The organism is Paenibacillus liaoningensis, assembly GCF_059609455.1.
Window position 1 is genome coordinate 313,701 of record NZ_JCAALU010000005.1, and the last position, 13,862, is coordinate 327,562.

9 protein-coding genes are annotated in these 13,862 nt (G+C 51.0%); all 9 read left to right on the top strand.

Annotated features, from left to right (window positions below):
• Nucleotides 1-49: 49 nt before the first annotated feature.
• The 9 genes from AC6B99_RS09235 to AC6B99_RS09275 all read left to right on the top strand — a co-directional run bounded on the left by AC6B99_RS09235 (nt 50) and on the right by AC6B99_RS09275 (nt 13,811).
• Nucleotides 50-760: a tautomerase family protein gene (locus AC6B99_RS09235; protein WP_081418606.1), complete on the top strand. Its 711-nt coding sequence runs from the start codon at nt 50-52 to the stop codon at nt 758-760.
• A 366-nt stretch (nt 761-1,126) separates the two neighbouring features.
• On the top strand, nt 1,127-3,694 hold the full coding sequence (locus tag AC6B99_RS09240) for a winged helix-turn-helix domain-containing protein (RefSeq protein WP_056030089.1): 2,568 nt from the start codon (nt 1,127-1,129) through the stop codon (nt 3,692-3,694).
• Between the two features lie 163 nt (nt 3,695-3,857).
• The gene (locus AC6B99_RS09245) at nt 3,858-4,409 is read left to right on the top strand and encodes a MarR family transcriptional regulator (RefSeq protein ID WP_494878374.1); all 552 of its coding nucleotides are present in this window, start codon (nt 3,858-3,860) and stop codon (nt 4,407-4,409) included.
• A gap of 85 nt (nt 4,410-4,494) precedes the next feature.
• On the top strand, nt 4,495-5,700 hold the full coding sequence (locus tag AC6B99_RS09250; protein ID WP_494878372.1) for an MFS transporter: 1,206 nt from the start codon (nt 4,495-4,497) through the stop codon (nt 5,698-5,700).
• Nucleotides 5,701-5,870: 170 nt separating this feature from the next.
• Entirely contained in the window at nt 5,871-7,310 is a 1,440-nt protein-coding gene (locus AC6B99_RS09255; protein WP_496663230.1) for an SWIM zinc finger family protein, read from the top strand.
• 29 nt (nt 7,311-7,339) lie between these two features.
• Nucleotides 7,340-9,127, top strand: coding sequence for a HEAT repeat domain-containing protein (locus tag AC6B99_RS09260; protein WP_496663231.1), 1,788 nt, complete (start codon nt 7,340-7,342; stop codon nt 9,125-9,127).
• A gap of 59 nt (nt 9,128-9,186) precedes the next feature.
• Nucleotides 9,187-10,290 (top strand): ATP-binding protein, encoded by a 1,104-nt coding sequence (locus AC6B99_RS09265; RefSeq protein WP_496663232.1) that lies wholly within the window; start codon nt 9,187-9,189, stop codon nt 10,288-10,290.
• The gene (locus AC6B99_RS09270; RefSeq protein WP_494858019.1) at nt 10,287-12,596 is read left to right on the top strand and encodes a DUF5682 family protein; all 2,310 of its coding nucleotides are present in this window, start codon (nt 10,287-10,289) and stop codon (nt 12,594-12,596) included. Before AC6B99_RS09265 ends, AC6B99_RS09270 begins: the two co-directional genes overlap by 4 nt.
• Before the next feature lie 3 nt (nt 12,597-12,599).
• Nucleotides 12,600-13,811 (top strand): VWA domain-containing protein, encoded by a 1,212-nt coding sequence (locus AC6B99_RS09275; RefSeq protein WP_494858021.1) that lies wholly within the window; start codon nt 12,600-12,602, stop codon nt 13,809-13,811.
• Nucleotides 13,812-13,862 lie beyond the last annotated feature (51 nt).

The following is a 13,862-nucleotide window of genomic DNA, read 5'->3' on the forward strand; positions in this document are numbered from 1 at the left end:
AGTGAGGAAGGCGTACAATGAGGGCATCCAATTGAAGGAGGAAGCCAGCATGCCATTCGTCAGAGTCAGTTATTTGGAAAATAAATATGATGAGCCACAGCTGTCAGCCATTAGTCAGGTTATTATGGGTGCTCTTATGGAGCATTTCCATGTGCCGGAGGACGATTTTTTTCAAGTATTCCATGGGCATCGGGCAAGCGAATTTTATTATAGTCCCCATTATCTAAATATTAGGCGGACCGAAGAGTTGCTTTTTATCCAAATTACTTTGAAATCTGGAAGAAGCACGGTGCAAAAGCAGCATTTTTATAAAAGGGTAGCGCAGCGTTTGGCGAGCGAACTGGCCATTCGCGAGGAAGATGTATTCATCATGCTCGTCGGGACGGAACTGGAAGATTGGACGTTCGGCAGCGGGATCGCCCAAATGATTAACCCTCCAGAAGCGATCGCTTCAAATGTCCGGCAAACGTTCGGAGATATAGCGCCCGCTTTTGTCCAATATTCGGAGGAGCTGCTCTTCGGAGAGGTTTGGAAAAGAGAGCAGCTGTCGCTTCGGGAACGCAGCCTGCTTACGATATCTGCATTAGTGGCCGCCGGATCGACGGAGCAACTGCCCTTCCATATTCGTCTAGGGAGGCAGCATGGCTTGACGGAGGAGCAGGTCGTAGAGGCATTAACCCATCTTGCTTTTTACGCGGGCTGGCCGCGTGCCGCAGCTGCTATCCAAGCAGCGAAGCAGCTGTTTCAAGAAACGAGTTGATCCTCCCCCCCCCCAAACGGGGGATTTTCTAATCGCTTGCTTCCTATTATGATAAACAAGAATACAGCATTGTTTTTTTCGGTGACACAATACGACGCATTTTGCCTCTCAAGGCATCAGCCGAGCTGCTCAGCTCCAATGGTGCCAGCCTATACTGCAGATCGCGGCAACGCCTCCACTTAAAGACGCTGCCCATCTGTGGGACACCTCAACAATCGTTAATTCATAAGCTAACCTATCTAATACGGCGGGTACTGGTCAAACAGTACGTGCCGTATTTTTATTGCCCTGTTTTCTGCTATACTAGGGGGTGGCCTGAAATAATGGGTATTGATACATAGGCATTTTCGGAGGTGTCCGCAAGTAATGGCAAGCATTAAACTTCATATTCCTCCTATTCGCAGCCCTTTAGTATTTCGGCCGAAGCTGATGAGCAAGCTGGAAGAGGGAATGAAAGCGAAGCTGACCGTCGTTTCCGCACAAGCCGGCTATGGGAAAACGACAGCCTTGAGCGGGTGGGCGAGATTATGCAGCTCGCCAGTGGCATGGGTTTCACTGGATGTGCATGACAATGATTGGATTGCCTTTTGGAGCTATGTGACAGCGTCCATTCAAGCCCGTGTTGCCGGGTTTGCTCCTTCCCTTCGAGCCTTGATAGAGAAAGGGCCATCGGTATCCGCAGAGCCTGCGATGAGCATGCTGCTGAATGAGCTTGCCGGCTTGGATAGCGAGCTTTCCATCATTCTTGACGATTTTCAATTTATTGAACTGCCGTCTATTCAGCATTCTTTCATTTATTTGCTGGAGCACTTGCCTGCCCATATTCATATATATATCGCCAGCCGCAATGAACTTCCCATTCCTACAGCAAAGCTGCGGGCAAAAGGGGAATTTCATCAAATCAAGATGCCCGATCTGCGGTTTGAGCTGGAGGAAGGCTTTGTTTTTTTTCGCGATTTGACAGAGCTGCATTTAACGAAAGAACAGGTGGCGCTGCTGTGCCTTCAGACGGAGGGCTGGATCAGCGGCTTGCAGCTGGCTGCCATTTCCTTAAAGCAGAGCGGCAATATTCCGGAATCGATTGAGCAGTTTAATGGGCATCATCATCATATTTCGGACTATTTGCTGGAGGAAGTATTTAGTCAGCTGCCGATTCAATTGCGCGATTTTCTACTGGAAACGTCAATTTTACAAAGGTTGAACGCTTCTATATGCGAGGCGGTAACGGGCTGTGCCAACAGCCAGGCGCAATTGGAGAAAATCGAACGATTGAATTTATTTATTATCCCGCTTGACGAGCAGCGTGGCTGGTATCGGTATCATCATTTGCTTTCGGATTTTTTGCAGCAGCTGCTGCTGAGGGAAAAGCCGGATAAAAAGCTGCAAGCGCACATTCGTGCCGCACAATGGCTGGAGAGCCAGGGGTTTGAGCAGGGGGCAGTTGAGCATTTTCTGCAGGGCCAGCAGTATAGCGATGCCGTACGTTTAATAGAGAAAAATCTCATTGCTTTCATGCAAACGAAAAGCGTTGTATTAAATAGATGGCTGTCCGTCTTGCCGGAAAGCACCTTTGCAGATAAGCCGATGGTTGAAATGTTTTATATTTCGGTTCTGCTCGGTGTGGGGGAATGGAAAGCCGCTTTCCGCAAAATAGAGCAAGCCCGAATTCGCTTTGCTTTATTGAAAGAGCAATTAGCTGAAGCGGATTGGAAGCGGGCAATGGGCAACATTTATTTCTTTTGCTCCATCGTTTCCTATTTACATAAAGACCTCAAGTTGACGTCGGAATATTTGGAGCAAATGGAGCAATACATGCCAGAGGGCAGTTTTTTTCAAACGATGGGACGCAATCGCTATCAAGGCTATGATGCTTTTGACGACCACTTGGCATTTATAAACGATCTTCATGCGGCTGGTGCATTTTTACTGAGATGGATTAAAGCATGGGAGGATAAAAAACAATACCCGTTTATCGGCTTCCTCAACGTGTCGTACAGCAAATTGCTTTATGAATGGAATCGGCTGGATGACGCTTCGTTTTATACGAATCAAGCACTTGGACGCGGCGATATTAAGCCTTTTGCCCGAATTATGATTCAATTAGCGGTTAGCGCTTCACAAATTGAGCAGGCTAAGGGAAATAGCGAGCGGGCCGCGGAGCTGCTCATGCAGCTAAAGTCGCATATCGATTCTCCCGATGCGGTATTGTTCCATTTGCGAATTGAAGCGGAGCAAGCTCGGCTTGCTTTGCGGCAAGGCTTCATCCAAGAGGCGCAAAATTGGCTCCATCATTGCGGCATGCGGCATACGGACGAAGTATCGCTAGGCCGTGTGCCTGAGCATCTCATATTGGCCAGAGTGCTTGCTGCCTGCGGCAGGCCGGACGATGCGCTGCATTTGCTAGGGCGGCTGCTTCAGCTATTAAGCACGGAGGACCGGCTTCGCGACCGCATAAAAAGCATGATTTTGCAAAGCTTAATTTTTGAGCAAATGGGCCGGATGGATGCTGCGCTTGCACAACTGGAGGGAGCGCTGCGGCTTGCCGAGCCGGAAGGCTACATTCGCAGCTTCATTGATGAAGGCGAACGGATGGCCTTATTGCTAATCGCTTATACACGGAATAGACATGCATATAAGAGCGTTAAAGAGCAGCGGGTGCCCGTTGTGACGCTGGATTATGTTAGGGCATTGCTTCTTGCTTTGAATGTGGAAGCAGGAGAGAAGCAGCAGGTGAAAATGATTTTAACGGAACAGGAAATGCGGGTGCTGCGGCTCATTGCTGATGGCTTGGCAAATAAGGAAATCGCCGCCAAGCTCGGCAATGCGAGCGAGACGATAAAGTGGCATATTAAGAGCATATATAGAAAGCTTGGTGTGAGCAATCGCGTCCAGGCGCTGCAGGTTGCTAGGGAATCTAATATTTTTCTGTCATAAATTGGATTTGAAAGTCTTGCCGCGGGGCAAGGCTTATTTTTTCATAGACGCCCTTGCCTTTTTGCAAAAAATAGCGTAAATTAAATTTAATTAGATTATCTAACTATAATCGTTGCCTTGCAAAAACGAGATACCAAGGCAGCCGCAAAGGCGGAGGTACGCAATGGCTAGAAAAAATAATAAGGAGCTTACGGCTGAGCAGCTGCCAAAGCTCGGAGCAAGTCCCTACCTGGAGCTCATGCAGGCTACGGCTGCACAGGACACGGACCGGAAATCGGCTTCAATCGGACTGCTTATGCTGTGGCTAGGCGATCATATTTTGGACGTCATGGATAACGACTTAGCCGAATTTGGCATTACCGAAAGCAAATTCGATCTGCTGCTGCTGCTAACGCTGCATGAAGGCCGGGAGCTTGTGACGCCATCCGCGCTTGCTGAGCGGCTTGGCATTCGCAGAGCCTCGGTAACGGCTCTGCTGGATTGGCTGGAGAAGCGCAGCTGGATTGCCCGCGAACAAAGCGTTATTGATCGCCGCATGATTCATGTGAGCATTACATCGGAGGGCCGCGACTTAGTGAGCCGAATATTGCCGGTGTTTTGGTCGACCTGTTCATCTTTGCCAATCGGGCTTGAGCCGGAAGAACAGCAGGTTTTTGACAAGGTAATGGTAAAGCTGAATGCAAGCATCGAAAAGAGACTGGGGGTGGGAAGATAATTTTTTTGCGATAATAGTTAGATAATCTAATTAAATTAGCGAACCCTTATAAAGGATCCAATCATTTTTTTGAAAGAGGTGCTGTATGTTACAAAAAGATGCTTCATCTGTCACTCTACCCGCTCGATCTGCCAACTATTCCGTTATGACCTTGATTTTGTGCTGGTCCGGTATGGCAGTTATGTCTAGTCTCTATGTTACCTTGCCGCTGCTGTCTCTATTCGCGGAGCATTTCAGCGTAACGCTGACCCAAGCTGCCGCCGCAGGCAGCATTTTTTCGCTCGGCTTTGCGATAGGCTGTCTGCTGTATGGGGCAATATCCGAAAAGTATGGCCGCAAAAAGATTATTGTTATCGGGCTGGCCGCTCTAACGGTGCTATCATTGGCGATTGGTTTAGTTGACCAATTTCCATGGCTCCTTGTGCTTAGAGGCTTGCAGGGGGCTGCGGCTGCAACCTTCTCGCCTGTGGCACTTGCATATGCTGTGGAAATGTTTCCGATAGAGAGACGGGTAACGACGATTGGTTTTATTAGCACCGGATTTCTGGTCGCGGGAATCGCTGGTCAAGTCATGAGCAGTCTAATAAGCGAGCATTATGGCTGGAATGCCGTCTTTGTGCTGCTTGCTGTTGTCTATACCGTGACAGCACTGCTCGTACAGTCGCTGCTGCCGAAGGGGAATGCGCAGCAAGCGCATGCGAGCGTTTGGGCACCGCTGCGGGAAATGGGAACCGTGTGGAAGCAGCCTTATTTGGTGCTAAGCTACATCGTCGCTTTCGTGCTGCTTATGTCCTTCGTGAGCATGTATACGGTGCTGGGCAGCTATTTAAGCGGACCGGCTTTTGGACTAGGCAAACAGGAGCTGCTTTACGTACGTGCCATAGGAGTAGTCGGCATGATCGTTTCCCCTTTCGCAGGAGCGCTTGCGAAACGGCTTGGCGTCCGTTTGGTGCTGCGAGTCGGGCTCATGCTCGCGGTTGCGGGACTGGCATCCTTGGGGCTTGCGCGCAGCCTGCCCTTATTAATCGTAATGAGCGTCATATTTGTTGCTGGAATAGCACTCGCTGTCCCGTCACTTGTGTCGCTGATTGGGCAGTTAGGCGGGAAATCGCGGGGGATCGCCGTATCCATCTATACGTTTATTTTGTTCGCGGGAACCAGCTTTGGGCCGATGCTTTCGTTATTTTTCATGAAAATAAGCAGTTATCGCATAACGTTCTTCCTACTGGCGCTTGTGCTCGGCATCGGCTTGCTGGCGGCGTGCCTAATCCGACGTGATAATGAACAATAGTAAAAATAGATTAATTACAATATTTTCTGTGTAGAAAGACCTATTTTTATAACAAAATATTTAAAAATAGATGATTTATTCAGATTCTAATGCTCTTTCAAAAATAATAGCTAATGTCTTATAATAGAATGTGAAGTAAATTATAGGAAATGAGTAGGGAGGAATCTTTTTTGCTTGAAATTTCAGCATCCTATGTCGATTCGCTTGCTCCGAATGCTGCCGCAATCAAGAACGGGCAAGGACTCGTTAAGAAAAACAGCTTTGTGCAATTAAACCGTTCCGAGGCAGGGGAGCTATTGTTTGGGAAATGCTCAGGCAGCGGCAAGTCCAACTATGAGTGCTCGGTTGACTTTGTCATCCCAGAGAAGCCGACCTTTCGCTGCACATGCCCCAGCCGCCAATTTCCTTGCAAGCATGGCTTAGGCTTATTGTATGCGTACACGGATGGATTGTCCTTTGAAGTGGCGCCGATTCCTGAAGATATTATAAGCAAACGCGAAAAAGCAGAAAAACGCGTTGAAAATAAAGCACAAAAGGAAAATAGTGATGAGCCGCCAAAACCGAAGAAGGTGAACAAGACAGCCCTGAAGAAAAAAATAGCTTCCCAGTTAGAGGGGCTTGATGTGCTGGAAAAGCTCATTCTTTCGCTCATTCGCAGCGGCCTTGGCACCATCGACAGCAAAATACTTAAAGCTATCCAAGAGCATGTTAAGCAATTGGGCAACTATTATTTGTCGGGCGCGCAGGTTGAGCTGCGGCGGTTTGCGCTGCTGCTCGCCGATCAACGTGACCGGGAAGCGAGTTATACCGATGCGGCGGAACAGCTGACCAGGCTGCATGCTTTTATCAAGAAAGGACGAGCTTATCTGCTCTCCAAGCTGGAAGATCCAGAGCTTGCGCTGGACCATACGTCAACAATTGAGGAGTGGCTGGGCCATGCCTGGCAGTTAACCGAGCTGAAGGAATTTGGCCTTGTAACAGAACAAGCAGAGCTGCTGCAGTTGGCCTTCTACAGCTATGACGATGATGCCCGACAAGAGTTTGTAGATGTCGGCTATTGGCTTGAAGCGGCTAGCGGCGAAATTCACCGCACCGTGCAATATCGCCCCCGCAAAGCGGCAAAGCATATGCGCGAGGATGACAGCTTTTTTGAAATTGCTCAGGTGCCTTCCTTGTACAAGTATCCAGGAGATATGAATGCCCGGGTGCGCTTTGAGGAAATGGTGCCGAGAGCTGTGACAGCTGCTGATTTGGCGAACGTATCTTCCAAGGCGAACGGTACTTATGCAGAAGCGGTCAAGCGTGTAAAGAACCAGCTGAAAAACCCGCTCAGCGACAAGTCGCCTGTTATGCTGCTGCACGCCGCCAAAGTCGGAGCAACCGAAAGCGGACAGTTTGCGCTAATAGACGAAGCGGGAGGACAGCTTGTGCTGGAGGATGCTGCAGCGCTGCCGCAAGGCACCGTATCTCTGCTGCCTTACCTGGATGACACTCAACTGAAGGACTGCTGCGTTCTGGTCATGTTTGAGCACCGGATGGACCAAGGGCGGCTTGTTGCCCAGCCGCTGACTATCATAAAGGGTGAAAATATAACCCGGCTTTTATACTAGCTTCTATTATCAATTTAGGGGGACAACCCATGAGTACAGCGTTATTGCAAGAGCTTCATCAAGAGGTAAGAAGGCTTTATATTGCCGGGAGCGATCTGGCTGCGGGAGATTTTCGTTTGAAGCGCCTTCTGCCGCAATTCGAGCAGCTAGGCGAACGCGCAGCCATTTTCAAAAAATTGGGAGAGGGCATTGCAGCGCTGCTTGAATCAGCCGAAGGCACGGGAGCAGCCGTGAAGCTGCAAGAGCTGGCCGTGCTGCTAGGCTCCGTGCTCTACACGCAAGGCCATACAGCGGTGGATGGCGAGGTTTTGGATCTGGCAGGCGGAGGGGTTCCATTATCCACAAGCTACTCCTATCGCAAGCTGGCCGAGGTGCAAAAGGCGCTTTCTACGACAGGCAGCGGCCGCTACGAAATCGTGACCGATGCTTTTGCCGAAGGGCTGTTCAACGATTTGCGCCTATTTCCATTTGCGATACGTGCACTGGACGATCCCTATTCCGAAATGGCCGAATTTGCCATGGATAAAATTTTGCCCGCCTATGGCTCAGCAGTAGTTCCGTATTTGATCCAATGCTTTAACCGCTCCGGCGGCAAAAGCGATGTGCGCAAGCTGCGTGTTATTTATAAGGCAGGTGGTGCAGCGGAGCTGGAGCTCATCTTTGATGCGGCGGAGAATGGGGCAGATGAAATTAGGGTCGCTGCCATTGAATGTCTTGCCGCTCATGAGGAGTATACCGATGCCTTAATAGGCTGGACGCTGGACAAAAAGAAGCCCATTCGTGAAGCGGCTTATGCCGCCTTGGCAGCAGGAGCTTCTGCGCAGGGCACAGAGCGTTTATTTGCGGCGTTTTCTGGAAAAGACATCGAGCTTGCGGCAGAAGCGCTCAACAGCTGGCCTTCTGAGCCGCTGACGGAAAGGCTTATTCCCCTGTTTAGGGCAGAGCTGGATCAGGCTCCAGTGAATAATAAGGATGAGAAGGCTAGCGATAAAGCGTGGGCGAAAGTCCAGCCGTTTTTGAGAGCGTTCGAATATGTGCGCATGCCCCAGCTTGAGGAGCTTTATGATCAGATTGTGCGTGAAGCGGACCGTTTCACCGCTTTAAGCTGGATCACGCTGCTGGACAAAGCAGCGCAATATTTGGAACAAACGAATTCCATGGAAGTATTAAGCCTGCTGCAGGAGCTGGATCACAAAAATCATCGTTATTTGCCGTATTCATTCCGCATGGCGAAGCGCCTTTTGCCTCCTGAGGAAGTATACATGCATTATGTGGGTTCTACTGCGAGCAAGCTGAAATCGGTCGTCACCAAAGCATCAAGCGCTCGCGAGCGCCAACTGCTCGATACGATGGAGTATATGGTAGGCAGCTATGACTACTACAATGGGGAGATAAATACTGCAGCGCCGCTGGTTGAAGCTTGGGATGCCCGCTGGCTGGACTGGCTCATCGATCGTAAACATTTGGAGCTGGTCGCTGTTTTTGCACGTCCCGGGCACAAGAGGGTAGAAGAATTTCTACTGCAGAGCCTGCAAGAGTGGAAAGAGAAGAAGAAAAGCGGTTTAAATACAATTGGCGTGCATGTTTTTAAAGGATTGGAGCATGCCGGAGTGGAAGAAACTCGGCGCCTCGAGCTGTTGATGGAGATTTTGGAGGATTCAAAGGACAAAAGCCTGTACAGCTTCTCCGTTTATCTGTTCCATTTGATGTTTCATTTCCCTAAGAGCTATGCTGACCGTTTGGAAGCTATTCTTCCTAGCTATAGATATGACTGTGCGAGACAACTGGAAGAAATTATCGGCTTATTGCGAAAATAAGGGGGCTGCCCTAACGCTGAATGTTCAACAGCCTATTTAAACTTAAAGGAGATGTACGAATGACAACAGATCAAGAACAGCTTCAGGATATGATGCGGCTGCCGGCAGAGGTTTTGTACAGTCACGAGCTGGAGGCGCTGCGCAAGGCGGACAAAGGGAAAATTCCGGCAGGCTGGCAAATGTCGCCTCGCTCGGTGCTGACGTTCATCATTGGCGGCAAAGCCGGCAAGACAATCATTACGCCTAAATATATCGGCAATACCCGCTTAATTGAGATGGCGATTGCTACGCTTGTTACGGACCGCGCCTTGCTGTTAATTGGGGAGCCGGGCACCGCCAAATCATGGCTGTCGGAAAATTTGGCAGCCGCGATCTATGGCAATTCCGGGCTCGTCGTGCAGGGAACTGCCGGAACGAGCGAGGAGCAGGTGCGTTATTCTTGGAACTATGCCATGCTGCTGGCTAATGGGCCTACGCCTGAGGCGCTTGTGAAAAGTCCGATTATGCGGGCGATGGAGGATGGCGGCATTGCCCGCTTTGAGGAAATTTCCCGCTGTGCGTCGGAGGTGCAGGATGCGCTCATTTCGATCCTTTCCGAGAAGACGATATCGGTGCCCGAGCTTGGAAAAGAGACGAGCGCCCGCAAAGGATTCTCGATTATAGCGACAGCCAATACCCGGGATCGCGGAGTGAATGAAATGTCTGCCGCGCTCAAGCGCCGGTTCAACATCATTGTGCTTCCGGCACCATCGGATCTAGAAACAGAGCTTGAAATTGTGAAAAAACGGGTCAGCGAAATTGCGGCGTCCTATGAGCTGGAGGCTTCCCTTCCAGCAGACGAGGCGCTGCTCAAGGTGGTTACGATATTCCGCGAGCTGCGCAGCGGCATGACGCTCGACAAGAAAGAGAAGCTGAAATCGCCAGCAGGTGTCATCTCGACTGCGGAAGCGATCTCTCTGCTGACCAACAGCATGGCGCTGGCCGCAAGCTTCGGCAGCGGGGAGCTGACAGATAGCGATTTGGCTGCCGGTCTGCAGGGCGCCATTGTCAAGGATGATGATAAGGACAAGCTCGTCTGGAAGGAATATTTGGACAACGTCATGAAGAAGCGGGGAGCGGAGTGGCGGAATTTGTATCAAGCGTGCAAGGAGATGAACGAGTGAATGTAAATGCTGACGATCAGGTGTTTATTTTCGGAGTGCGCCATTTGTCTCCTGGCGGGGCGAAGCAGCTGCTTGAGTACCTGAATGAGCGTGAGCCGACGGCGGTGCTTATTGAAGGCCCCTCGGATGCGACTGGCGAGATCAAGCACTTGACACATGCCGCTACTGAACTGCCCGCAGCCATATTAGCCTTTACCGAAGAGCTTCCCGTGCGTACGGTGTTATGGCCCTTCGCTGTATATTCGCCGGAGTTTCAGGCGATGAAATGGGCCAAGGAGCATGGCGCATCCGCGGCATTTATTGACCTTCCTTCTTCCGTGACGTTAGCGCTGCAGGATGCACTCCGGTCAAAGGGAAAGGAGCCTTCTGCTGTACCTGAAGGGGAGGAGAAACGCTCCATTTACAGCCGGATTGCCGAGCTTGCGGGTGAGAGCGATTATGATATGTATTGGGAGCGCAGCTTTGAGCATAATGCCAATCCCGGCGCATACCGGGAAGCCATTCTCGCTTTTTCGGCGGAGATGCGCGAGCTTGGCGAGGCGAAGGAGCAGCGCGAGCACCCGGCTGAGCATGCCTATAATGCATTACGGGAGTCTTATATGCGGCGGCAAATCCAGCAAACGATTGCGGCAGGTCATGACCCCCAGCGAATCGTGGTCGTCTGCGGCGCCTATCATGCTGCTGCACTAGCGGATTTGACAGCGGCGATGAGCGATGAAGAGGCAGCGGGACTGCCATCCCGCAGCACCAAGCATACGTTAATGCCTTACTCTTATTATAAGCTGTCGACGATGTCGGGTTATGGTGCCGGAAATGATGCGCCCCACTATTTCCAAATGATGTGGGAGGCGATGGAGGGCGGAATGCTGGAGCAGCTTCCACACCGTTATCTCGCCTCGGTTGCCAGACTTGTAAGGAGCGGGGGCACTCACCGCTCTACCGCCGAGGTGATTGAAGCTGTACGCATGGCAGAGTCGCTCGCTGCACTGCATGACGGCAGTGCGCCTACTTTGCGCGATCTTCATGATGCTGCTCAAACGCTGCTCGGGCATGGGGAGTTATCTGCTGTCGCTGAGGCGCTGGCAAGAGTTGACGTGGGAACGGCGATAGGCCGCTTGGCAGAGGGAGTGAGCCAAACCCCTATTCAAGACGATTTGAACCGGCAGTTAAAAAGATTAAAGCTGGAGAAGTACAAGACGACGGTCGCCAGCACCCTAACGCTTGATCTCAGAGAAAACCGCAGGGTCGCTTCAGTGGAAGCTGCCTTTTTGGACTTAAACCGTTCCATCTTATGCCACCGATTGCTATTGCTTGGCATATCTTTTGTGAAGAGTCAGCCAAGCGGTCAGGAAGGAGCAACCTGGGCGGAAAATTGGCTCATCCAGTGGTCGCCGGAAGCTGAAATTCAAGTTGTGGAAGCGACGCTGCTCGGGGAAACGATTGAAGTAGCGTGTGCTTATGTGCTTCGTGAGAAGCTTCTTGCCTGCCGCTCTATTGAAGAAGCTTCGGCGCTCATTCATGTTTCCTGCTGCTGTGGAATGACCTCGCAGATGGAGGAGGGCAGCAGAGTGCTGCAGACGCTGGCTGCCGACAGCCGCGATGTCGTGCAAATTGCAGCGGCGGCACGGGGATTATCGATGATTATTGGCTATGGCGATATTCGCAAGGTAGATACACAGCCGCTTATTCCGCTGCTGGAGCAGTTGTTCCACCGCGGCTCCTTATATTTGCTGGATGGTGCGGGCTGCAATGATGAAGCGGCAGGCAGCATGATTACGGCGATAAACGAGCTCAACCGCATTTCGCAGGATCATAGTGAAATCATTGACGACAAGCAGTGGGTGCAAGAGCTGCTGCATTTATCGGAGCGGGATGACCGAAATCCCAAATTATCCGGCTTCGCCTGTGCTATTTTGATGGAACGGGGTGCGATTACGGCGGAGCAGTGTGCTGCAGAAGTTTCCCGGCGTCTTTCCCCAGGCATTACGGCTGATCTTGGTGCAGGCTGGTTTGAAGGGCTATCGATGCGCAATCGCTACAGCCTGCTCTCACGGACAAGCTTGTGGGAACAGCTGAACCATTACATTAATTCGCTGCAGGACGATGAGTTTAAGCGGGCGCTTGTCTTTTTACGGAGAGCGTTCAGCTCCTTCTCTTCAAGGGAGAAGACGATGATCGGCGAGCTGCTGGGCGAGCTGTGGGGAGTAAGCGGGGAGCAGGCCGCAGAAATTATAACAGGTGAGCTAATGGAGGAAGAGATAAAAATGCTGGACGATCTGAATGATTTTGACTTTGAGGATCTTTAACATATGGAGGAAAATCGGAAAGAAAATACAGTATCGCGCTGGCGGCTGATTTTGGGACAAGAAGCGGAAAGCCAATTGGCTAGCTGTAACGAAGACGGACGGCTTGCTCTTACGGAAGAGGAGCTTATTATGGATGCGGCGCTGGCAGCCATTTATGATGAAAGCGGTGCGGCCGGCAGTACGAAGGGCGGCTCAGGCACTGGAGCTGGAAGAGGGTCAAGTACAGGCCACGGATCGCTTAACCTGTCCAAGTGGCTCGGCGACGTGAGATCGTTTTTTCCAGAGGATGTCGTATCTATCATTCAAAATGATGCGATGGAACGCAAAGGCTGGAAGCAGCTGCTGTTCGAGCCGGAACTGCTCGCCTCCGTAAAGCCGGATATTCAGCTCGTGGGCACGCTGCTGTCGCTTAAGGGGAAAATTCCTGAGAAAACGAAAGATACGGCGCGCCTGCTTGTGAAAGCGGTAGTAGATGAACTGGTGAAGCTGCTGGAAACGGATATTCGCCGCGCGGTGACGGGAGCGCTCAACAAGAGGCAGCATTCGCCGCTGCCGTCCCTGAGCGGGCTGGACTGGAAGCGGACCATTCAGCGGAATTTGAAGCATTATGATACGGAGCGGCGGGTAATCATACCTGAGAAATTTTATTATTTTGACAGGGCGCAGCGAAGCAGGGAATGGACGGTCATTATCGACATTGATCAGAGCGGCTCTATGGCCGATTCGATTATTTGGGCTTCGGTTGTCGGCTCGATCTTTGCCAGCATCCCGGCGCTAAATACTAGAGTAGTCGTATTTGACACAGAGGTTGTAGATTTGACCGAGCAATGTGCCAACGATCCCGTCGATATGCTGTTCGGCATTCAGCTTGGCGGCGGCACGGATATTCATAAGTCGGTCAAATATTGTGAGCAATTTATTGAAGAGCCGAAGAAAACACTGTTCATTATTGTCTCCGATCTTTATGAAGGCGGCAATCAATCCGGGCTTATTCGCCGAATGCGTGAAATGCGGGAATCGGGTGTGCGCACGATGTGCCTGCTCGCTTTGTCGGACAAGGGCAAGCCATTTTACGACGAGGGACTTGCGAAACAGCTGTCACGCGACGGCACGCCGTGCTTTGCCTGTACGCCCGCCTTGCTCCCAGACCTTGTGGAAGGCGCACTGAAAGGACAGGATTTGGCAGAGCTATCGAAGCGGATTGGGACTTTGTAAGGCTGAAGCGGCAGCCTATAGCCTATATGTTTCTGTAAATGGGGATTTAAA